A 19,204-nucleotide genomic window follows, 5' to 3' on the forward strand; every position below is an offset into this window, starting at 1 on the left:
ACCCGCGCCTGATCAAGCGCGGCCGAGCGAAAAGCGGTTGAGCACGATAGCGGCGAGCACTCCGACAAAGCTCGCGATCCACGATGCGATCTTGGTCCCCTGCATGCTCGCGGCGATGCGCGCCATGGTGTCCGACCCATCGCTGCGCACCAGCTGGATGAACTGGAGCACGGTCTCGGCGTAATCGGTGATCAGGAACAACACCGCGGCAAGAGCGACGGTCCATCCCAGCACGCGTGCGAGCATGTCGTCGCGCGCGGCCAGAGCGCGCCCGACCACCCAGGCGCCCCAGCCATAGACGCCGATGAACACGAGGTCGCCCAGCATGGCGAGGATAGCCAGCCAGCGCACGCCCTCGGCGCGCCACTGGTCCTGTATCGCATCGACCTGTTCGGCGGTGCCGGCCAGCTGGTGGTCGACAATGCCGTAGATGCTCTGCGAGCGCAGCCATATGCCGAGCAATACCACGAGCGCGAAGATCGCGAGCCCGATCAGCCAGGGGCGAAGCGGCAAGCGGGTTTGTTCGTGCATCAAGCTTTCTCCAGGAAGGTGACGATGGCCTCGCCGAATTCGGGCTCGGTCACGCTGCTCATATGGGTGCCGGGCACCTCGTGATAGGTGGCATCGGGAAGCAGCCGGGCGAGCTCTTCGGCGGAGCCGTTGTCATCGTCCTTCGCGCCGCAGATCACGCCGGTCGGCATGGTGATCGCGGCAAGTCCGGCAAGATCGAAATCGCCCATCGCATCGAGCAGCAGCCGCGCTGCCTCGCGATCGACGCCCTGGGATTTGAGGAAGCTGCGCGCGAAATGCTCGGGGTCGCCAGGCCGGATCGTGTCGAACTCGTCGATCACCCGCTTGAAGAAGGCCGCGCGCCGTTCCCATTCGGCGAGCCCTGCCACCCCCATGCCGCAGACCGCCAGCCTGCGCGGGGTGAGCGCGCCGCTTGCGACCGCGTGGATCGCGTTGCGCGCCCCGAGCGAAAAGCCAACCAGGTCGAATTCGCCGGGGGCCAGGCCGAGGTGATCGACCAGCGCCACCACGTCGCGGATCAGCACGCCCTCGGGATAGGCGGATGCCTCGTGCGGGGCCTCGCTGTCGCCGTGCACGCGAAAATCGAGCATGACCGGGGCGAAACCGGCAGCGCAAAGCCGGTCGTGATGACCCCATTTGATCCAGTTCATCTGCGAGGAGGAAAAGAGGCCGTGGCACATGATCACGGGCCGCCCTTCGCCCGCGCGGTGAAAGGCGAGCCGGGTGCCATCGAAGCTTGCGAAAGTCTCAGTCTGCACGCGCTGTCAGTCCCTTTTGTTCCATCCGCCATTTCGCGGTCTCGATCCGGTCCTGCCCGAAAAACGGCTCGCCTTCGAATACCAGTGTCGGCACGCCCCAATGGCCGGCGGCCTCCAGCGCGTCCTGGTTGGCAGCGATCTCGGCATCGAGCGCTTCGGCATCGGCCACCGCCTCCCGGTCGAGCTCGGCGAGGTCGAGCCCGGCGCGGTCCGCCGCGCGGGCGAGGTGGTCGCCCTGGTCCCAGCCATCGATCTCGCCGGAAAAGATGATCCGCGACACCTCGTCGGCAAAGGCCAGCCCCCTGCCCCGCCGGCTCGCCGCCTGGCCCAGCCGGCACAGGCGTCGGATCAGCGGCTGTTCCTCGGCGATTTCGCGGGTCGCAAGGTCCTGCACCACCGGGTCGGGACGCGGCCAGCGAAACGGAATGCCGAGCCTCTGCGCGGTGCGATAGCTGTCCATCAGGATGTAGCGCGGCGCGGCAGGGTTTCCGGTGAACAGGATGTCGGGGTCGCGGATCGCGATCGGCCAGACGGTGCGCAGCGCGATGTCGAGGTCATGATCCTCTGCCATCGCCCGGTAGCGCCCGATCGCGAGATAGGAATAAGGCGAGCGGAAGCTGAAGAACAGATCGGCGTGCAAGGTCACAAGCGTCCCCCTTTCTGGCCCGGCAGACGCGGGCTAACGCATGAAGCACTGCGCGCCGGCATAGAGCAGGCTGACGCGATCGTCCTCCATGAAACCGCCGACCTTGTCGCTCGCGATCGCGAACTCCTCGCCCAGCGTGCTGTCCTCGATTGCCATGAAGGATTCGGTCGCACCCGCATCCGCGCGCGCCATGCCGAGCGTGACATCGGCATCGACCTCGATCCGGTCCGATGCCTCGGTCAGGATCCAGCCGACAAGCCCGCCTTCCTGGAAATTGACGGTCAGCCCGCCGTCATAGACCGTGCTGGTCATCGGCCCCGCACCGCACTCGTCCATTTCTATCGTGTCGGTCGCCTTGCCGAGCGCGGCGGCAAGAGCGCCTTCGACCTCGGAGCGTCCGGCAGCGAAATAGAACGCCTCGGCCCCTGCCACGAGCCCCTCGCCATGAAGGGCGACGCGGTCGGGAGCGAGCGCCTCGCTCACCGGCTCGGTGCCTGCCTCGCGCTCGGCTGGCGACGGGACGTCATTGCTACCGCAGGCGGCGAGCAGGAAAGCGGCGGTGATCGCGGCTAGCTGGCGCATGTCTCGTTATCCCTTCTTAAGGTGACGCCGCCCGAGCAGTTCGGCGATCTGCACCGCGTTCAGGGCCGCGCCCTTGCGCAGATTGTCCGAAACGCACCACAGCGCGATGCCATTCTCGACGGTGGGATCGTCGCGCACGCGGCTGATATAGGTGGCACTGTCGCCGGCGCATTCGACCGGCGTGACATATCCCTCGTCCTCGCGCTTGTCGACGAGCATGATGCCGGGCGCCTCGCGCAGGATGTCCTGTGCGCGGGATGCGTCCATCTCGTCCTCGAACTCGATGTTCACCGCCTCGCTGTGGCCGACGAAGACGGGCACGCGCACGCAAGTCGCGCTGAGCTTGATCTTGGAGTCGAGGATCTTCTTGGTCTCGACCACCATCTTCCACTCTTCCTTGGTCTGGCCATCGTCGAGGAAGACATCGATATGCGGGATCACGTTGAAGGCGATCTGCTTTGTGAAGGCGGTCGGTTCGACCGGATCGCCGACGAAGATCGCGCGGCTCTGGTTGAACAATTCGTCCATCCCCGCTTTGCCCGCGCCCGAGACCGACTGATAGGTCGAGACGACCACGCGCTTGATCTTCGCCGCATCGTGAAGCGGCTTGAGCGCGACCACCAGCTGGGCGGTCGAGCAATTGGGATTGGCGATGATGTTGCGCTTCGAATAATCGTCGATCGCATCCGGGTTCACCTCGGGCACGATCAGCGGGACGTCGGGCTCCATCCGGTAAAGCGAGGAATTGTCGATCACAACGCAGCCGGCCTTGGCGGCCTTGGGCGCGTATTCCTTTGCCGGACCGCTGCCCGCGGCGAACAGCGCGATGTCCCAGCCGGCCCAGTCGAAATGCTCGATATTCTTGCACTTGAGCATCTTGCCGGTGTCGCCGAATTCGACCTCGGTGCCCTGCGAGCGGCTGCTTGCGACAGCCGCGATTTCCTCGATGGGAAACTCGCGCTCGGCAAGGATCTGCATCATTTCGCGCCCGACATTCCCGGTCGCACCGACAACGGCTACCCTATAGCCCAATTCGCATTCTCCTGATCATGTCTGCGCCGCCGAGATAGCGTGCCTTTGGCCAAGCGCAACCGCCAAGCCGCGCGGGTGTTCGCCTATTGCGGCGGCGTCACCCCATGGCTTTCGAGGAAGCGGAAAATCGTGTTCCACATATGCGGGCTGATGTTCTCGCCCGAAACGCGGTGGGTGTATCCGGGATAGAGCATCATCTCGAAGGCCACGTTGTTTTCCTGCAGCACGCTGATCAGCTCGGAGGAATTTTCGAACACCACGTTGTCATCGGCCATGCCGTGGATGAGCAGCAGCGGGTCGCTCATCCTGGTGGCATCGGGAATCGCGCTTGCGGCCTCGTAGGCTTCGGGCACTTCGCGCGGATCGCCCATGAACCGTTCGGTGTAATGGGTGTCGTAAAGCTCCCACTTGGTCACCGGGGCGCCCGAGACGCCAGCGGCATAGAGCCCCGGATCGGCCTGGAGCTGCTTCAAGGTCATGTATCCGCCATAGGACCAGCCGTAGAGCGCGATCTTGTCTGGGTCGACGAAATCGAGCGTTTGCAGGAACTCGGCACCCTTGCGCTGGTCCTCGACCTCGACCCCGCCCATCGCGCGGTAGAGCGGCTGCTCGAAATCGACCCCGCGATTAGCGGTGCCGCGATTGTCGAGCGCGAACCAGATATAGCCCCTGTCGACCACCGCCTGGGCAAGCGCCCCGCCCCAGCCCTTGTCGACGATTTGCGGTCCCGGACCGGAATAGTGATAGTAGAACACCGGGTATCGCTTGCCCGGCTCCATTACGGGCTTGAGCATCATCCAGTGGAGCGGCGTGCCGTCCTCGGCTGCGATCGTGCCGAATTCGGGCGCGACGTGGCTTTCCAGATAAGGCGTATAGGGATGGTCGTCGTCGAGCGCGTTTCGCTCGATCCAGGTGATGCGCTCGCCATCGGTGCCGGCCAGATAGCTCTGCGGCGGCTGGCTGACATTCGAGCGGCTGACCAGCAGCGCGGTCCCGCGCGCATCCATGGTCGCCGAATTGGTGAAATCGGTGTCGGTCAGGAGCTGCGGTTCGCCCGACCCGTCGAGCCTGGCGCGATAGATCTGCTGGGTGAGAACGTCATGGGTCGACTGGAACCAGAATTCGCCCGCCTGCTCGTTGATCCCGACAAGGTGCGTGGTGGGCGAAGTGCCATGGGTCAGCTGGCTCCATTCGCCATCGGCGAAACGGTAGAAATGACCAAACCCGTCGCGCTCGGACCACCACAGCAGGCTGCCATCCTTCAGGAAACGATAATTGTCCGAAAGGTTGATCCAGTATTCATCGCGCGCGGCGTTTTCGGTGAACCAGACCTCGCTTGCGCCCGTCGCCGGATCGACGCGCAGCATGTCGAGCACGGTCTGGGCGCGGTTCTGGCGCTGGACATAGACATGGCCGTCCGCCCCCCAGTCGACGCGGGCGACATAGATGTCGGGATCATCGCCCAGGTCCACCTTCACGCGATTGCCGCCATCGGGGTCCATCACGTAAAGCTCGACAATCGCATTGTCCGAGCCTGCAACCGGATAGCGCTGGTCGAAAACGCGGGTTCCGGTCGCGCCGATCGCGGCGCGGGTGACGATGCCGACCGGGCTTTCATCGGTGCGCTGCACGACGAGGCGGCTGTCATCGCGGCTCCACCAATAGCCGGTAAGGCGACCCATTTCCTCCTGCGCGACGAATTCGGCCTCGCCCCAGCGGATCGTGGCGTCTTCCCTGGGCGTGACCGGACGCGCTTCGCCGCCCACCTCGCCGACCCAGAGCTGGCGGTCGCGCACGAAGGAGACATAGGTGCCGCGCGGGGAAAGCGATGGGTTGAGCTCGCTTTCCTCGGTGTCGGTCAGGCGCGTGACATCGCCGTCGAGCCGCGCGAAATAGAGATCGCCCTCGATCGGGACGAGCACGCCGCTGGCATCGGCCGCCCATTGATAGGTGATGATGCCCGAAAGGTTGCCGACCCGCGCGCGCTCGCGCTGCATTTTCTCGTCCTCGGACAATTCGCGGCCCGTCGCGAGTTTCTCGCTGTCGACCAGCATGCGCCAATCGCGCGTCTCGAGGTCGAAGCCCCACAGATCGTAGCGCTCGCGGTCGTCCTCGCGATTGCGCAGCACGGTGAGATAGCGCCCGTCGGGCGAGAATTGCGCGCGGCGCGGCGCCGGCCCGTTGAGGCTGGGCGAGGCGAAGACACGCTCGAAGGTGAGATCGCGAGCAGCGTCGCTCACGTGGTCGTCTCCCACTGCCATGGCAGGAAGGAGCAGAGCGGCGGCAGCGGCAAGAGCGGAAAAGCGCATTTCAAGGACGGTCCTCTCATATCGATCGTTGAAAAGGCTCCTCGCAATGCCCCGCGCGCTTGGCAAGGGGGCACGAAAAAAGGGCGGCCCCGTCGGGGAGCCGCCCTTTTGCAATTTCGCTATGAAGCGAGGCTTACGCCTTGGGCGCGTTCTCGCGGCGTTCGGCGATGCGCGCACGCTTACCGGTGCGGCCACGCAGATAGTAGAGCTTCGCACGGCGCACGACACCGCGGCGCACCACGGTGATCGAATCGACGATCGGCGAATAGAGCGGGAACACGCGTTCCACGCCTTCGCCGAAACTGATCTTGCGCACGGTGAAGTTCGAATTGATCGAACGGTTCGAGCGCGCGATCACGACGCCTTCGAAGTTCTGCACACGCTCGCGCTGGCCTTCGATGACCTTCACGCCGACACGAACGGTGTCGCCTGCGCGAAAATCGGGAATGTCTTTTTCTTGCCGGCCGATTTCTTCGGCTTCGATCTGCTGGATCAGGTTCACTGGTCCGGTTCCTTGTTCTTTCGCCGCGCGCCAGAGGCAGACTGGTCCCGAACGCTCTCATAGCGTTCCCAAAGGTCCGGCCTGCGTAACCGTGTTGTCTCTTCGCTTTTCGACTTGCGCCAAGCAGCGATCTTCGCATGATCCCCCGATCGCAGCACTTCGGGGATCGTGCGCCCTTCCCATTCCTGAGGTCGGGTATATTGCGGGTATTCGAGCAATCCGTCTTCGAAGGATTCCTCATGCCCGCTAGAAGCCGCGCCCATTACTCCGGGAAGCAGGCGAATGCAAGCGTCGAGTATGGCAATCGCCGCCGTCTCTCCGCCCGACAAGACGATGTCGGCGAGGCTGACCTGTTCGATCTGCGGGCGAGCCTCGAACAGCCGCTCGTCGAAGCCCTCGAACCGCCCGCAAATGAGGGTCACGCCGGGGCCGTCGGCGATCTCTCGGATGCGCGCCTGCGTGATGGGTTTCCCGCGCGGGGTCATGGCTAGAATCGGGCGCTGATCGGCGACGCTGTCGAGCGCCGCCGCCATCACATCGGCCTTGAGCACCATCCCAGCCCCGCCGCCTGCGGGCGTGTCATCGACCGTGCGGTGCTTGTCGCTAGCGAAGTCGCGCGGATTGACGGTGTCACACGACCAGTCCCCCCGCGTCAGCGCCTTGCCCGCGAGGCTGGTACCGAGCGGCCCGGGAAACATCTCCGGATAGAGTGTGAGAATGGTGGCAGCGAAGGTCATTGGCCGCCCGGTTACAGGCTAGCACCACGGCGCGCCAGCCTGCGATTTGCTCAAACCTGTGCGATAGCTCTCTTCGGGGTCACGAATTTCGTCGAGCCGATAGACGCAGCAAGGCCGAAAGCCACGGAGCCGCCCAGTACCAGCAGATCCGTTCCGGTAGCCACCACGCTGTCTTGCACTCCGATCATCGCGCCGAGGCTTGCCACGGCAGGGCCGGTCCCTGCAATCGCATGGCGCATGCGAGCTTTGATCGTGGGAGAAAGCTTGAGCATGGCCAGATTAATCGTCGCCGCGCCTGCCGTGCAGGCAGCCAAGAGGGCAATCGGGCTTTCAATCAGCATTCCAATGAACTCCATCCCTGCTTCGCGTATCGACATTCAGTTCGAATACGTCTGGCCGCGAATAATGACCATCTGTATCCAGGCTCGCCAGTCCTTGTCCGATCTCGGTCATATCCAGTTCTGCAAACAGCGTTTCCTCGCCCTCACCCGCCGTCGACAGCACCTTCGCATCGGGCGCGATCACCATCGATCCGCCGCGATTGAGCTGCTCGTCCTCGATCTCCTCGAACAGCGCTTTCGCCTCCGCATTGCCGCCGACCCGCGCCAGCCCGTCGAGCAGGTCGCCCTTGTGTTGCACCAGCCCTGCGGCGAGGACGAAGCACCGTCCCTCCATCGCGTAGTGCCTTGAGGCGAGCGCATATTCCTCGCGCACAGTCGGCCACGCGGCGACATGCACGCTCTCGCCCAGATTGTGCATCGCCGCGCGCGCGAGCGGCATCCAGTGTTCCCAGCAGATGAGGTTGCCCGCCCGGCCCCACTCGGCCTGGTGCACGCCCAGAGTCGAACCATCGCCGCGCATCCAGATCAGGCGCTCGCCATGCGTCGGCACCAGCTTGCGGTGGTCGAATGGCGCGTCGCCGGGTCGGAACAACAGCTGGTTGTTGTAGAGGCTCTGGCGCACCCGCTCATGCGCGCCGATCGAGATGCACGCGCCGCTTTCGTCGCAAAGCTCCTGCAAGGGCAACAGCCGCTCGTCATTCGCGACGACCGCCTGGTCGAGCATGATCGCGTGCAGCGCCTTGGTCCCCGGATGGTCCCACAGCGCCGCTCCCGGCGCCTCGTCGAGCCACAGCGGATAGCCGCCCAGAAACGTCTCGCCGAACGCGACGAGCCGCGCCCCGCCCTCGACTGCCTCGCGCGCGAGACGGGTGGCCTTTTCGATCCCCGCTCCGACATCGAGCGGCACAGGCGCTGCCTGGCAGATGGCGACGGGAAGCCTTGTCATGTGCGCGGCTTACCCGCGCGCCCTATCCGCCGCAACCGCCGCATCCTTCGTCAATGCGGCGAGCGGCAACAGCGCGCGAAACAGGGAAGGCCGAACATCAGAATATCGCTCCCACCAGCGCCGCGATAGCCATCCCGAGCGCCACCCAGGCGATCGCGCCGAGGATTGCGTGGCGGCGATCGAGCACCATCACGTCCTTGGGATTGACCCGGAAACCGGGCGGATCGCGGCGAAAGCGCCGTTCGGCATCGGGCCAGATGTCGGCCGGGGCAGGCTCGCCAAACGCGGCCTCGTAGGCCTTGAGCGTTGCCGCATAGTGATCGTGGCTGCGCGCGCGTTCGAGCGCGCTGCCGCGTGTCGGCCCGTGATGGAGATCAAAGCCCAGCACCTGGGGGCAGAAATGCTGCCAGTATTCGCGGCTATAGGTGAGATGGAGGTGCCACGCCTGGTCGACCGCGTCGGACGGGATGGCCTCGTGATCACAGGTGGCCGCGAGGAAGGCGAAGCGCTTGTATTCCTCGATCACCCGCAGCGCATGGCCCTCGCTCCAGCGGTTCTCCTGTGCGAGCCTTTCGGCAAATCCGAGCGCCGGCGCGTCAGCGGGCCCGGGCTGGTAGGCCGCGAGCCTGCGCCACAGGGCGCTGCCAAATGCCGATCCGTTTGCGCTCATGGCGCTATTGGTCGGCGAAATCCTCGCAAATCACAAGCCGGGTGTCGTCCCAGCCGATCACCGCTTGCCGGGTGACGGGCACCATGATCGCCTTCATTCCCTTGGCCGGCGGCGGGTCGAGTGCGATCTCGACGATGTCGGTGGCGCCGAAATTGTGCACCGCGATCACCGCGCCCACGCGGCGGCCCTTGTCGGTTTCTGCGGTGAGGCCGATCAGGTCGGCGTGGTAATATTCGCCCTCGCCCAGTTCGGGCAATTGCTGGCGCGGAACGGTAAGAACGGTGCCGCGCAGCTTTTCGGCGGCGGTGCGGTCGCGGCACTCGGCAAAGCGGGCGATTGCCCCGCCCTTGTTGTCAGGACGCAGCTTGGTCAGCGTCAGCGCGCCGCCATTGAAATGGTCGTGCTGACGAAGCGCGTCGATCCCCTCGCCCAGCAATTTCAGACGAACCTCGCCCGCCACGCCATGCGCGCCGGTGATGGCGGCCAGTTCCACCATCGCCGAGCGCGCTGGATTCGCAGCGGGCGCGTCCGTGTCCTTGGTCAAAGGGTCGCCCCCGGTGCCAAGGGTTTAGCCTTCGGCCTTTTCTTCGCTGGCAGCTTCTTCGCCAGCATTGTCTTCGGCCTTGTCGCTCGAAGCGTCGGCTTCGGCGGCGTCCTCGGCGGGAGCGGCTTCCTCGGCGGGAGCGGCTTCCTCGGCGGGAGCGGCTTCCTCGGCGGGAGCGGCTTCCTCGGCGGGAGCGGCTTCCTCGGCGGGAGCAGCGTCAGCGGCCTTGGCTTCTTCCTCGGCAGCCTTGGCGGCTTCTTCGGCTTCCTTGGCCTTTTCAGCCTTTTCCTCGGCGCGTTCCTTGGCCTTCTCGCCCGGCTCGGCCTTCTTCGGGTTGTTGCGCGCCTCGCGCTCCATGATCCCGGCAGCGTCGAGGAAACGCAGCACGCGGTCCGACGGCGTGGCGCCGACGCCGAGCCAATACTTGGCGCGGTCGGTGTCGATCTTCACGCGGTTCTCGTCATCCTTGGCGAGCAGCGGGTTATAGGTGCCGATCTGCTCGAGATACTTGCCGTCGCGCGGGGCGCGCGAATCGGAAACGACGATGCGGTAGTAGGGACGCTTCTTGGCGCCGCCGCGCGAAAGCCGGATTGCAACTGCCATGATAGATTACCTTTCGAGTTTAAATTTCTGAAATCTGATATTTTATTGAATGAAAACTGTTATTTCTTCCTGGGTCCGCCGAGCCCGGGGAGCCCCGGTGGAAGCCCGCCAGAGCCGCCGGGTCCGCCTAGCCCGGGCAATCCGCCCGCGCCTCCAGCGCCAGCGCCGCCGCCCATTCCGGGCATGCCGCCCGCACCGCCCCCGCCGAACATCGCGGCAAGGCCCTTGAGACCGCCCATCTTGCGAAGCTGCTTCATCGCGCGGCCCATTTCCTGGTGCATCTTGAGCACCTTGTTGACCTGCTGCACATCGGTGCCGCTGCCTGCCGCGACGCGCTTCTTGCGCTTGGCGTTCATCAGGTTCGGATTGGCGCGTTCCTTGGCGGTCATCGAACCGATGATCGCATCCATGTGGACCAGCACCTTGTCGTCCATGTTGGCGGCCTGCATCGCCTGCTTGGCCTTCTTCATGCCCGGCATCATGCCCGCCAGCATTCCCAGCCCGCCCATGTTCTGCATCTGGTTTAGCTGCATGCGCAGGTCGTTGAGGTCGAACTTGCCCTTCTCGAAATTCTCGGCGAGCTTGGCGGCTTCCTCTTCCTTGATGGTCGAGGCGGCCTTTTCGACGAGGCTGACCACGTCGCCCATGCCGAGGATCCGGTCAGCGACCGATCCGGGCCGGAAGGGCTCGATCGCGTCGAGCTTTTCGCCGGTGCCGGCAAACTTGATCGGCTTGCCGGTGACCGCGCGCATCGACAGCGCCGCGCCGCCGCGCGCATCGCCATCCATCCGGGTAAGCACCACGCCGGTGAGCGGCACCTCGCCCGAGAAGCTCTGAGCGACGTTCACCGCGTCCTGGCCGGTGAGCGAATCGACCACCAGCAGCACTTCGGTGGGTGCCGACACGCTGGCGACCGCCTTCATCTCGGCCATCAGCGCTTCGTCGACATGCAGGCGGCCCGCAGTGTCGAGCAGTAGCACGTCGAAATTCTGAAGCCGCGCCGATTCCATTGCGCGGCGGGCGATGTCGACCGGCTGCTGGCCCGCGACGATCGGGAGGGTCGCGGTATCGATCTGTTCGCCCAGCACCGCCAGCTGTTCCTGCGCGGCCGGGCGGTTGACGTCGAGCGAGGCCATCATGGCCTTCTTGCCGTGCTTTTCGCGAATCAGCCGGGCGAGCTTGGCCGTGGTGGTGGTCTTGCCCGAGCCTTGCAGGCCGACCATCATGATCACCACCGGGGGCTTGGCCTCGAGGTTGAGCCCCTCGCCGGTCAGCGCCGACTGCGCATCCTCGGGATCGCCGCCGAGCATGGCGACGAGCTCGTCATGGACGATCTTGATGACCTGCTGGCCCGGCTTGACCGATTTGAGAACCTCGGCGCCGATCGCCTTCTCGGTGACCGCGTCGATGAAACGGCGCGCGACCGGAAGCGCGACATCGGCTTCGAGCAATGCGACGCGGACCTCGCGCATCGCTTCGCGCACATCGCTTTCGGACAGGGCGCCGCGGCCCTTGAGCTTGTCGAAGACCCCGCCAAGGCGGTCGGACAGATTGTCGAACACGTGTCTTCAACTCCCTCCCGGGCCGAAAGCCCGGTAAACGCGAAAAACGCCGGCGGACGAAACCTCGTCGGCCAGCGTGCGGAGCCTCCCTTCACGGGGAAACGCCTAGTCTGTCGTTTCGATGGTGGAGCCTAGCGGGATCGAACCGCTGACCTCAACACTGCCAGTGTTGCGCTCTCCCAGCTGAGCTAAGGCCCCCCGAAATCAATCGGTGTCCATCGATTTGTCGAGCCTTTCAAATATAGGCTCATCCCCCTGCTCTCGCAAGGGAGCGCCCCGATAAGGCGACCCCTCGCGAAACGCAAGAGCAAAAATCAATTGTCGTCGTCGCCCTCGTCGTCGCCCTTGCCTTTCGACACGCCAAGGTCGTCATCGCCGCCAAGGTCGACATCGTTGTCGGGCGAATCGTCATCGTCGTCGATGTTCTCGATGTCCTTGAGATCATCGTCGTCATCATCGCCCGACAGATCGGAATCGGCCGCGCCTTCCTTCTTCTTGACCGGGTCGTCGATCGGAATCGGCTGCTTGGACTTGAGCACGGGTTCGGGCGACCATTCCTCGCCGCATTCGATGCAGGTTACAGGGTCATCCTTGCCCAGGTCATAAAAGCGGGTTCCGCATTTTGGGCAGGTACGCTTGGTACCCCATTCAGGCTTCGCCATCGTAATTCAAATCCTCGTGGACGGGCCCGCGCGTGGCTGCGGGCGCTTGGAAAACCGGTGGGAGCGGGGCGGTTGGTGCAGCGCGTCAGCGCCGGAATCAGGAACCCCGATCCAGAGTGGAGCGCGCCTTGCCATAGGGCTTGGGCGCTGTCAAAGACCCGCTGCCATGCCTGCCAAGACCTTCATCGCCAGTGGCCCGCTCAAAGGGCGCATCCAGGTGCCCGGCGACAAGTCGATCAGCCACCGCGCGCTGATGTTTGCAGGGCTGGCGGTGGGGACCAGCCGGATCACCGGACTGCTCGAGGGCGAGGACGTCCTCGCCACCGCCGCGGCGATGCGCCAGTTCGGCGCCAGTATCGCGCGCGAGGACGATGGCAGCTGGCGCGTCGAGGGCGCGGGGCTCGGCAGCCTGCTCGAGCCGCGCACCCATCTCGACATGGGCAATTCGGGAACCTCGACGCGGCTCCTGATGGGGTTGGCGGCGAGCCATGCGATGACCTGCGTCTTCACCGGCGATGCGAGCCTTTCGGGCCGCCCAATGAATCGCGTGATTGCCCCGCTTGCGCAAATGGGCGCGCAGATCGAGGCGGCGAGCGGCGGGACGCTGCCGCTGATGGTGCGCGGCCTAACGCCCGCTGTGCCGATCACCTATCGCCTGCCGATTGCCAGCGCGCAGGTAAAGAGCGCGGTGCTGATCGCCGCGCTCAACACGCCCGGCATCACCCGGGTGATCGAACCGGTGGCGACCCGCGACCACACCGAGCGGATGCTTGCTGGATTCGGCGCGCGGCTCGAGACCGGCGAGGAGAACGGCGAACGCGTGATCGCGCTTCACGGCGAGGCCGATCTGGCGCCGATGGACGTGTGCGTGCCGGGCGATCCGTCCTCCGCCGCCTTCTTCCTCGTCGCGGCGAGCATCGTTCCGGGAAGCGACCTCACGATCGCGAATGTCGGCCTCAACCCGACCCGCGCGGGGATTGTCACGGCGCTCAGGCAGATGGGGGCCGACATCACCGAGGACAACCCGCGCGAAGTGGGCGGCGAGCCGGTGGCAGACCTCCGGGTGCGCCATGCAAATCTCGCAGGCATCGATGTCGACCCGGCAATCGTTCCGAGCATGATCGACGAATTCCCGGCGCTGTTCGTCGCCGCCGCTCTTGCCAGGGGCACCACGCGCACGTCGGGGCTTGCGGAACTGCGGGTCAAGGAAAGCGACCGGATCGCGGTGATGGCGCGCGCTCTTGCCCTTGCCGGCGCGCGGGTCGAGGAAACCGAAAACGGCCTTACCATTCACGGCACCGGCGGCGACCCGCTTCCCGGCACCCGCGAAGGCGCATCGGTGGCGACCGAGCTCGACCACCGTATCGCGATGAGCATGGGCGTTGCAGGGCTTGCCAGCACGCGCGGTGTGCAGGTCGATGACACCGCGCCGATCGCCACCAGCTTTCCCGACTTTATCCCCCTTCTCGAACGCGCTAGTTCGCGCTGAGTGACGCCCCTTCGAGCGGAGACCATCATGCCATCTCGCCCCCTTGCCTCTGCCCTCCTGATGCTCGCCGCCTGTTCGAGCGCCGCACAGGCGGCCACCTATGAAATGTTTCGCGACCCCTCCTGCGGATGCTGCCTGGCCTGGGCGGACCATGTCGAACACGCCAACGCGGTCGAGGTCGCGGTGAGAGAAACCGGCGAAATGGCGCGGATCAAGGCCGAGCATCGCGTTCCGCAGGATTTGTGGGGCTGCCACACCATGGTGGTCGATGGCTACGTGATCGAAGGCCATGTCCCTGCCGAACAGATCGCCCGCCTGCTCGAAGAACGTCCCGAAGGCGTGCGCGGGCTTGCCGTTGCCGGAATGCCGCTGGGATCGCCGGGCATGGAAATGGGCGGGCGCACCCAGCCCTATGACGTGATCGCCTTCGGTGACGATACGCGCTTTGTCTTTGCGAGTTACAACTGAGTGGACAGCGCGTTCGACATCTATTCGATCATCGGTTTCGTCGGCACCGCCTGCATCATCGGCGCCTATGCCTACCTGACCTATGTCGACGAGCCCAATCCGTTCATCCTGCACGGCACCAATCTGGCCGGCGCGGCGCTGCTGACGATCAGCCTGCTGGTCCACACCAACTGGCCCAGCCTCGTGCTCGAAGGGTTCTGGGCAGCGATCGCGATCTTCGGGCTGGTCAAGGCACTGCGCAGGTCCCGCCCCGCCAAGCCGGAGACACCGTCATGATCATCGCGGTCGACGGGCCGACAGCCAGCGGCAAGGGCACGATCGCGAGGGCAATCGCTGCCCATTTCGGCGTGCCCTATCTCGACACCGGCCTGCTATACCGCGCCGTGGGGCGGCAGGTCGCGCTCGATGGCGGCGATCCGGACAACCCCCTCGACGCGCTCGCGGCCTGCGGCTTTGCCGATGCCCTGATGGACGATCCCGTCCTCCGCAGCGAAGAGGTGGGCGGGCTGGCAAGCCGCGTGTCGGTCCATCCCGAGGTTCGCAAGGCGCTGTTTGAACGCCAGCGCGCCTTTGCCGAGCAACCCGGCGGCGCAGTGCTCGATGGGCGCGATATCGGCACAGTGATCGCGCCCGATGCCGATGTGAAGCTGTACATCACCGCCAGCGTCCAGGAGCGAGCGCGGCGCCGGTGGCTCGAAATGATCGAAAAAGGCATCGGCTCCGAGGACGAGATCCCGCTCGCCGAGATCGAGCGCGATATCGTCGCGCGCGATGCCCGCGACATGGGCCGCAAGGACGCCCCGCTAAGGGCTGCCCCCGATGCGCTGGTGATCGACACAACCAGCTTCGATCGCGAGGCCGCCTACCAGGTCGTGCTCGAAGCGATCTGCGAAGCGCTCGGGCGAAGCTGAGGTCACGGGGCGCATATTTGGGCCCCGCCCCCACGGCGGCCGCGGCCCAATTCGCTTGCCTTTCGCACCCTTTTGCCCTAGGCGCGCGCCCGTTCTCGCAATCATTTTCCGATTGAGCGGACCTTCGCGCTGGCATCCGGCCTCGCGGAGACACACGGCCTCTTGCCCGCAAGGCCAGCGCAATGGTGCGCCAGGCGGCGGTTTAAGACCCCGGAAAAACCGGTGGCCGGTAGCAAATGTAAACCAAGGAACGCCTTACCCATGGCAACCCAGGAAATGCCTACGCGCGACGATTTCGAAGCGCTGCTCAACGAACAACTCGGCGGCGCCGACGATGGCGGTTTCGAAGGCCGCGTCGTCAAGGGCACCGTGACCGCGATCGAAGCCGGTCACGCCGTCATCGATGTCGGCCTCAAGTCCGAAGGCCGCGTCAATCTCAAGGAATTCGCCCGCGGCGAAGACGATCACGGCCTGTCGGTCGGCGATGAAGTCGAAGTCTATGTCGACCGCGTCGAGAATGCCGACGGCGAAGCCATGCTCAGCCGCGACCGCGCCCGCCGCGAAGCCGCCTGGGACAAGCTCGAAAACGAATTCGGCGAAGGCAAGCGCGTCGAAGGCCGCATCTTCGGCCGCGTCAAGGGCGGCTTCACCGTCGACCTCGACGGCGCCGTCGCCTTCCTGCCCGGCAGCCAGGTCGATATCCGCCCCGTGCGCGATGTCACCCCGCTGATGGAAGTGCCGCAGCCCTTCCAGATCCTCAAGATGGATCGTCGCCGCGGCAATATCGTCGTCTCGCGCCGCGCGGTGCTCGAGGAAACCCGCGCCGAACAGCGCAGCGAACTGATCGACAAGCTGGCCGAAGGCCAGGTGATCGACGGCGTGGTCAAGAACATCACCGATTACGGCGCCTTCGTCGACCTCGGCGGGATCGACGGCCTGCTCCACGTCACCGACATGAGCTACAAGCGCGTCAACCACCCGAGCGAAGTCATCAATATCGGTGACACCGTGACCGTGCAGATCGTCCGCATCAATGCCGAAACGCAGCGCATCAGCCTCGGCATGAAGCAGCTCGAAAGCGATCCGTGGGACGGTGTCGCGGCCAAGTATCCGGTCGGCATGAAGCTCACCGGCCAGGTCACCAACATCACCGAATACGGCGCCTTCGTCGAACTCGAGCCGGGCATCGAGGGCCTTGTCCACGTCTCCGAAATGAGCTGGACCAAGAAGAACGTCCACCCGGGCAAGATCGTCAGCACTTCGCAGGAAGTCGAAGTGATGGTGCTCGAAGTCGACAGCGAAAAGCGTCGCATCAGCCTCGGCCTCAAGCAAGCCCAGCGCAATCCGTGGGAAGAGTTCGCCGAGAAGCACCCGGTCGGCACCGAAGTCACCGGCGAAGTCAAGAACGCCACCGAGTTCGGCCTGTTCATCGGCCTCGACGGCGACGTCGACGGCATGGTCCACATGTCCGACATCGCCTGGGGCATCTCGGGCGAAGACGCGCTCGCGCTTCACCGCAAGGGCGAAGAGGTCAAGGCCGTGGTTCTCGACGTCGATGTCGAGAAGGAACGCATCAGCCTCGGCATGAAGCAGCTTGAAAAGGGTGCTCCGACCGAAGCGGGTGCCGCCGCAGCCGGTTCGCTCCGCAAGGGCCAGACCGTCACCGTCACCGTTCTCGAAGTCCGCGATGGCGGTCTCGAGGTCCAGGTTGGCGACGACGGCGCGACCGGCTTCATCAAGCGTTCGGACCTCGGCCGCGACCGCGACGAACAGCGTCCCGACCGCTTCCAGGTCGGCGCCAAGGTCGACGCGATGGTCACCGGTTTCGACCGTTCGAAGAAGCCCAACTTCTCGATCAAGGCGCGTCAGATCGCCGAAGAGAAGGAAGCGGTGCAGCAGTTCGGTTCGTCCGATTCGGGCGCATCGCTCGGCGACATCCTGGGCGAAGCTCTCAAGAAGAGCGACGACTAAGCCGGACGCCGATCAGGCAAACGAAATGGCCCGCCCGCTCAACCGAGCAGGCGGGCCTTTTCTATGGCTCTCCAGAGGTCTAGGGTCCCGCCCATGCTTACAGTCCATCAATTCCCCTGCCTGTCCGACAATTACGGATTTTTGCTCCACAACTCGGTCACGAATGAAACCGCCGCGATCGATACGCCCGATGCCAAGGAATATCTGAAACAGGCCGAGGCCAAGGGCTGGACGATCACCCATATCTGGAACACCCACTGGCACCCCGATCATGCCGGCGGGAACGCAGAGATTGTCGAGGCGACCGGCGCGCGCGTGCTCGCTCCTGCCGAGGTGGCTGACAAGTTCGGTCCGGTCGACCGCGTGGTCGAGCACGGCGACACGGTGCAGCTGGGCGAACACCGCGCCGACGTGATCGATGTCTCGGGCCACACCAACGGCCACATCGCCTATCACGTGGTCGAGGAAGGCATCGCCTTTGTCGGCGACAGCGTGTTCGCGCTGGGCTGCGGACGCATGTTCGAAGGCGAGCCCGAGCAATTCTGGCGCAGCCTCGAGAGGATCAAGCGGCTTTCGACCGCGACCGTCCTTTATTGCGCGCATGAATACACGCAGGCCAATGCCGCGTTCGCGCTCCACGCCGATCCCGACAACGAGGATCTGAAGGCCTACGCCGCCGAGATCGATGAAAAGCGCGCGCGCGGCGAATGGACCGTTCCGACCGTGCTCAGGCGCGAACTCGCCACCAACCCCTTCCTGCGCGCCGACGAACCGGCCATGCAGGCGCGCTGGGGCGGCGATGCCCCGCACGAGACCTTTGCCGCGCTGAGAGCCGCCAAGGACAATTTCTGAAGACCGCCACATGCGCGCGCTGAGGGTCGAACGGCTGAGCGATGATCTTTCAGGGGTCATGCTCGCCGACATCGCGGGTGTCCGCCGCAATCCCGGCGAAGTGCTGGTCCGCGTGCGTGCGGCCTCGCTCAACTTTCCCGACCTCCTGATGACGCGCGGGCAATACCAGTTCAGGCCCGCCCCGCCCTTCACCTTGGGCCTCGAATGCGCGGGCGAAGTGATCGAAGCGGACGCGGATAGCGGCTTGGCCCCCGGAGACCGGGTCATGGGCGGCAACAAGACCGGTGCCTTTGCCGAATATGCGAGCATTCCGGCCGCCGGGCTTACGCCGATCCCCGATGGTCTGTCCTTCGCGCAGGGCGCGGCAATCGGCGCGGCCTATACGACCGCCTATACCGGCCTCGTCGAGCTTGGCGGGCTGAGCGAAGGCCAGCGGGTGCTGGTCCACGGCGCAAGCGGAGGCGTGGGGCTTGCAGCCTGCGACCTCGCGCGAGCGCTGGGTGCACGGGTGATTGCTGCGACCGGCGTGCCGGAAAAGTCGGACCGCATCAGCGCCGCGGTCTCTCCCGATCATGTCATCGTGGCCAGCGGCCGGTTTCGCGACGAGGTTGCGCAGATCACCGGCGGCGCGCTGTGCGACATCGTCTTCGACCCTGTCGGCGGCGACGTATTCGACGAATCTACCCGTTGCGTGGCGTTTGGCGGAAAGCTGGTGGTGGCCGGTTTCGCCGGCGGCAGGATTGCCGAGATCGCGACCAATATTCCGCTGATCAAGGGCTTTTCGATCATCGGATTGCGCGCCGGCGAATATGCCCGGCGCTTTCCCGAACGCGGGGACGCGATCAACGCGGCGATCGCCGAACTTGCGCGCGAAGGGCGGATCGTGCCGACCATCGACCGGGCGCTGCCATTGAGCCGCTGGCGAGAGGGGTTCGCGGCGATGGAAAGCCGCGAACTGGTTGGCAAGGTCGTCTTCGACCCCGCCCATTGAGGCGCGAGGTCACGCGCGTTCTGCCGATACAAGAAAGGCGGCCCGCAATGGACCGCCCTTCCTCTCTCCAACCGGAAAACTGGTGCTGGCGCGCCAG

General features: G+C 65.2%; 22 protein-coding genes and 1 tRNA gene. 7 read left to right on the forward strand and 16 right to left on the reverse strand.

The genetic code is table 11. The features are described from left to right. Positions 1 to 12: 12 nt before the first annotated feature. The 16 genes from ACKTSM_RS09775 to ACKTSM_RS09850 all read right to left on the reverse strand — a co-directional run bounded on the left by ACKTSM_RS09775 (position 13) and on the right by ACKTSM_RS09850 (position 12,425). Positions 13 to 531 carry a hypothetical protein gene (locus ACKTSM_RS09775; RefSeq protein ID WP_407874469.1) on the reverse strand — a complete coding sequence of 173 codons (519 nt, stop codon included), beginning with the start codon at positions 529 to 531 and terminating at the stop codon, positions 13 to 15. Further along, positions 531 to 1,289, reverse strand: a complete 759-nt coding sequence (locus ACKTSM_RS09780; RefSeq protein ID WP_407874470.1) for an alpha/beta fold hydrolase — start codon at positions 1,287 to 1,289, stop codon at positions 531 to 533. Before ACKTSM_RS09780 ends, ACKTSM_RS09775 begins: the two co-directional genes overlap by 1 nt. After that, a complete protein-coding gene (locus ACKTSM_RS09785) occupies positions 1,279 to 1,935 on the reverse strand; it encodes a 2-hydroxychromene-2-carboxylate isomerase (protein WP_407874471.1) in 657 nt (218 codons plus the stop codon). Before ACKTSM_RS09785 ends, ACKTSM_RS09780 begins: the two co-directional genes overlap by 11 nt. 33 nt (positions 1,936 to 1,968) lie before the next feature. Then, on the reverse strand, positions 1,969 to 2,517 hold the full coding sequence (locus ACKTSM_RS09790; RefSeq protein ID WP_407874472.1) for an aspartate-semialdehyde dehydrogenase: 549 nt from the start codon (positions 2,515 to 2,517) through the stop codon (positions 1,969 to 1,971). Between the two features lie 6 nt (positions 2,518 to 2,523). Then, a complete protein-coding gene (locus ACKTSM_RS09795) occupies positions 2,524 to 3,549 on the reverse strand; it encodes an aspartate-semialdehyde dehydrogenase (protein WP_407874473.1) in 1,026 nt (341 codons plus the stop codon). A gap of 83 nt (positions 3,550 to 3,632) precedes the next feature. Next, a complete protein-coding gene (locus ACKTSM_RS09800; RefSeq protein WP_407874474.1) occupies positions 3,633 to 5,858 on the reverse strand; it encodes a DPP IV N-terminal domain-containing protein in 2,226 nt (741 codons plus the stop codon). Positions 5,859 to 5,991: 133 nt separating this feature from the next. Further along, positions 5,992 to 6,360: a 50S ribosomal protein L19 gene (gene rplS / locus ACKTSM_RS09805; protein ID WP_407874475.1), complete on the reverse strand. Its 369-nt coding sequence runs from the start codon at positions 6,358 to 6,360 to the stop codon at positions 5,992 to 5,994. Beyond that, a complete protein-coding gene (trmD, locus tag ACKTSM_RS09810; protein WP_407874476.1) occupies positions 6,357 to 7,097 on the reverse strand; it encodes a tRNA (guanosine(37)-N1)-methyltransferase TrmD in 741 nt (246 codons plus the stop codon). The genes rplS and trmD overlap by 4 nt, the downstream gene beginning before the upstream one ends. Positions 7,098 to 7,147: 50 nt before the next feature. After that, entirely contained in the window at positions 7,148 to 7,438 is a 291-nt protein-coding gene (locus ACKTSM_RS09815; RefSeq protein ID WP_407874477.1) for a hypothetical protein, read from the reverse strand. Continuing rightward, positions 7,428 to 8,384 carry a carbon-nitrogen hydrolase family protein gene (locus ACKTSM_RS09820; RefSeq protein ID WP_407874478.1) on the reverse strand — a complete coding sequence of 319 codons (957 nt, stop codon included), beginning with the start codon at positions 8,382 to 8,384 and terminating at the stop codon, positions 7,428 to 7,430. The genes ACKTSM_RS09815 and ACKTSM_RS09820 overlap by 11 nt, the downstream gene beginning before the upstream one ends. Positions 8,385 to 8,481: 97 nt before the next feature. Continuing rightward, a complete protein-coding gene (locus tag ACKTSM_RS09825; RefSeq protein ID WP_407874479.1) occupies positions 8,482 to 9,054 on the reverse strand; it encodes a glycine-rich domain-containing protein in 573 nt (190 codons plus the stop codon). A gap of 4 nt (positions 9,055 to 9,058) precedes the next feature. Then, positions 9,059 to 9,550: a ribosome maturation factor RimM gene (gene rimM, locus ACKTSM_RS09830; protein WP_407876349.1), complete on the reverse strand. Its 492-nt coding sequence runs from the start codon at positions 9,548 to 9,550 to the stop codon at positions 9,059 to 9,061. Positions 9,551 to 9,622: 72 nt separating this feature from the next. Next, complete coding sequence (gene rpsP / locus ACKTSM_RS09835; protein WP_407874480.1) at positions 9,623 to 10,201, reverse strand: 30S ribosomal protein S16; 579 nt, start codon at positions 10,199 to 10,201, stop codon at positions 9,623 to 9,625. Between the two features lie 59 nt (positions 10,202 to 10,260). Beyond that, on the reverse strand, positions 10,261 to 11,763 hold the full coding sequence (ffh, locus tag ACKTSM_RS09840) for a signal recognition particle protein (RefSeq protein ID WP_407874481.1): 1,503 nt from the start codon (positions 11,761 to 11,763) through the stop codon (positions 10,261 to 10,263). 122 nt (positions 11,764 to 11,885) lie between these two features. Further along, positions 11,886 to 11,961 (reverse strand) — tRNA-Ala (locus tag ACKTSM_RS09845). Positions 11,962 to 12,077: 116 nt separating this feature from the next. Further along, positions 12,078 to 12,425, reverse strand: a complete 348-nt coding sequence (locus ACKTSM_RS09850) for an FYDLN acid domain-containing protein (protein ID WP_407874482.1) — start codon at positions 12,423 to 12,425, stop codon at positions 12,078 to 12,080. Between the two features lie 166 nt (positions 12,426 to 12,591). Here ACKTSM_RS09850 and aroA point away from each other — a divergent pair, with 166 nt between their 5' ends. The 7 genes from aroA to ACKTSM_RS09885 all read left to right on the forward strand — a co-directional run bounded on the left by aroA (position 12,592) and on the right by ACKTSM_RS09885 (position 19,107). Beyond that, positions 12,592 to 13,914, forward strand: a complete 1,323-nt coding sequence (gene aroA / locus ACKTSM_RS09855) for a 3-phosphoshikimate 1-carboxyvinyltransferase (protein WP_407874483.1) — start codon at positions 12,592 to 12,594, stop codon at positions 13,912 to 13,914. 27 nt (positions 13,915 to 13,941) lie between these two features. After that, positions 13,942 to 14,382 carry a DUF411 domain-containing protein gene (locus ACKTSM_RS09860; protein WP_407874484.1) on the forward strand — a complete coding sequence of 147 codons (441 nt, stop codon included), beginning with the start codon at positions 13,942 to 13,944 and terminating at the stop codon, positions 14,380 to 14,382. Continuing rightward, on the forward strand, positions 14,383 to 14,658 hold the full coding sequence (locus ACKTSM_RS09865; protein WP_407874485.1) for a permease: 276 nt from the start codon (positions 14,383 to 14,385) through the stop codon (positions 14,656 to 14,658). Beyond that, the gene (locus tag ACKTSM_RS09870) at positions 14,655 to 15,293 is read left to right on the forward strand and encodes a (d)CMP kinase (protein WP_407874486.1); all 639 of its coding nucleotides are present in this window, start codon (positions 14,655 to 14,657) and stop codon (positions 15,291 to 15,293) included. Before ACKTSM_RS09865 ends, ACKTSM_RS09870 begins: the two co-directional genes overlap by 4 nt. Positions 15,294 to 15,554: 261 nt before the next feature. After that, positions 15,555 to 17,264: a 30S ribosomal protein S1 gene (gene rpsA, locus ACKTSM_RS09875; protein WP_407874487.1), complete on the forward strand. Its 1,710-nt coding sequence runs from the start codon at positions 15,555 to 15,557 to the stop codon at positions 17,262 to 17,264. Between the two features lie 93 nt (positions 17,265 to 17,357). After that, positions 17,358 to 18,116, forward strand: coding sequence for a hydroxyacylglutathione hydrolase (gene gloB, locus ACKTSM_RS09880; protein ID WP_407874488.1), 759 nt, complete (start codon positions 17,358 to 17,360; stop codon positions 18,114 to 18,116). 10 nt (positions 18,117 to 18,126) lie between these two features. Then, positions 18,127 to 19,107, forward strand: coding sequence for an NADPH:quinone oxidoreductase family protein (locus tag ACKTSM_RS09885; RefSeq protein WP_407874489.1), 981 nt, complete (start codon positions 18,127 to 18,129; stop codon positions 19,105 to 19,107). The last annotated feature ends 97 nt before the right edge of the window (positions 19,108 to 19,204 follow it).

The organism is Qipengyuania nanhaisediminis, from assembly GCF_045862805.1.
In the GTDB taxonomy this organism is placed as follows: domain Bacteria; phylum Pseudomonadota; class Alphaproteobacteria; order Sphingomonadales; family Sphingomonadaceae; genus Erythrobacter; species Erythrobacter nanhaisediminis_A.

Coding starts and splice junctions, on each gene's coding strand:
- trmD (WP_407874476.1), bottom strand. CDS start 7,097: ATGACCTTCGCTGCCACCATTCTCACACTCTATCCGGAGATGTTTCCC.
- ACKTSM_RS09825 (WP_407874479.1), bottom strand. CDS start 9,054: ATGAGCGCAAACGGATCGGCATTTGGCAGCGCCCTGTGGCGCAGGCTC.
- ACKTSM_RS09870 (WP_407874486.1), top strand. CDS start 14,655: ATGATCATCGCGGTCGACGGGCCGACAGCCAGCGGCAAGGGCACGATC.
- rpsA (WP_407874487.1), top strand. CDS start 15,555: ATGGCAACCCAGGAAATGCCTACGCGCGACGATTTCGAAGCGCTGCTC.
- ACKTSM_RS09790 (WP_407874472.1), bottom strand. CDS start 2,517: ATGCGCCAGCTAGCCGCGATCACCGCCGCTTTCCTGCTCGCCGCCTGC.
- ACKTSM_RS09800 (WP_407874474.1), bottom strand. CDS start 5,858: ATGCGCTTTTCCGCTCTTGCCGCTGCCGCCGCTCTGCTCCTTCCTGCC.
- aroA (WP_407874483.1), top strand. CDS start 12,592: ATGCCTGCCAAGACCTTCATCGCCAGTGGCCCGCTCAAAGGGCGCATC.
- ACKTSM_RS09815 (WP_407874477.1), bottom strand. CDS start 7,438: ATGCTGATTGAAAGCCCGATTGCCCTCTTGGCTGCCTGCACGGCAGGC.
- ACKTSM_RS09775 (WP_407874469.1), bottom strand. CDS start 531: ATGCACGAACAAACCCGCTTGCCGCTTCGCCCCTGGCTGATCGGGCTC.
- rpsP (WP_407874480.1), bottom strand. CDS start 10,201: ATGGCAGTTGCAATCCGGCTTTCGCGCGGCGGCGCCAAGAAGCGTCCC.
- rimM (WP_407876349.1), bottom strand. CDS start 9,550: ATGGTGGAACTGGCCGCCATCACCGGCGCGCATGGCGTGGCGGGCGAG.
- gloB (WP_407874488.1), top strand. CDS start 17,358: ATGCTTACAGTCCATCAATTCCCCTGCCTGTCCGACAATTACGGATTT.
- ACKTSM_RS09820 (WP_407874478.1), bottom strand. CDS start 8,384: ATGACAAGGCTTCCCGTCGCCATCTGCCAGGCAGCGCCTGTGCCGCTC.
- ACKTSM_RS09885 (WP_407874489.1), top strand. CDS start 18,127: ATGCGCGCGCTGAGGGTCGAACGGCTGAGCGATGATCTTTCAGGGGTC.
- ACKTSM_RS09850 (WP_407874482.1), bottom strand. CDS start 12,425: ATGGCGAAGCCTGAATGGGGTACCAAGCGTACCTGCCCAAAATGCGGA.
- ACKTSM_RS09860 (WP_407874484.1), top strand. CDS start 13,942: ATGCCATCTCGCCCCCTTGCCTCTGCCCTCCTGATGCTCGCCGCCTGT.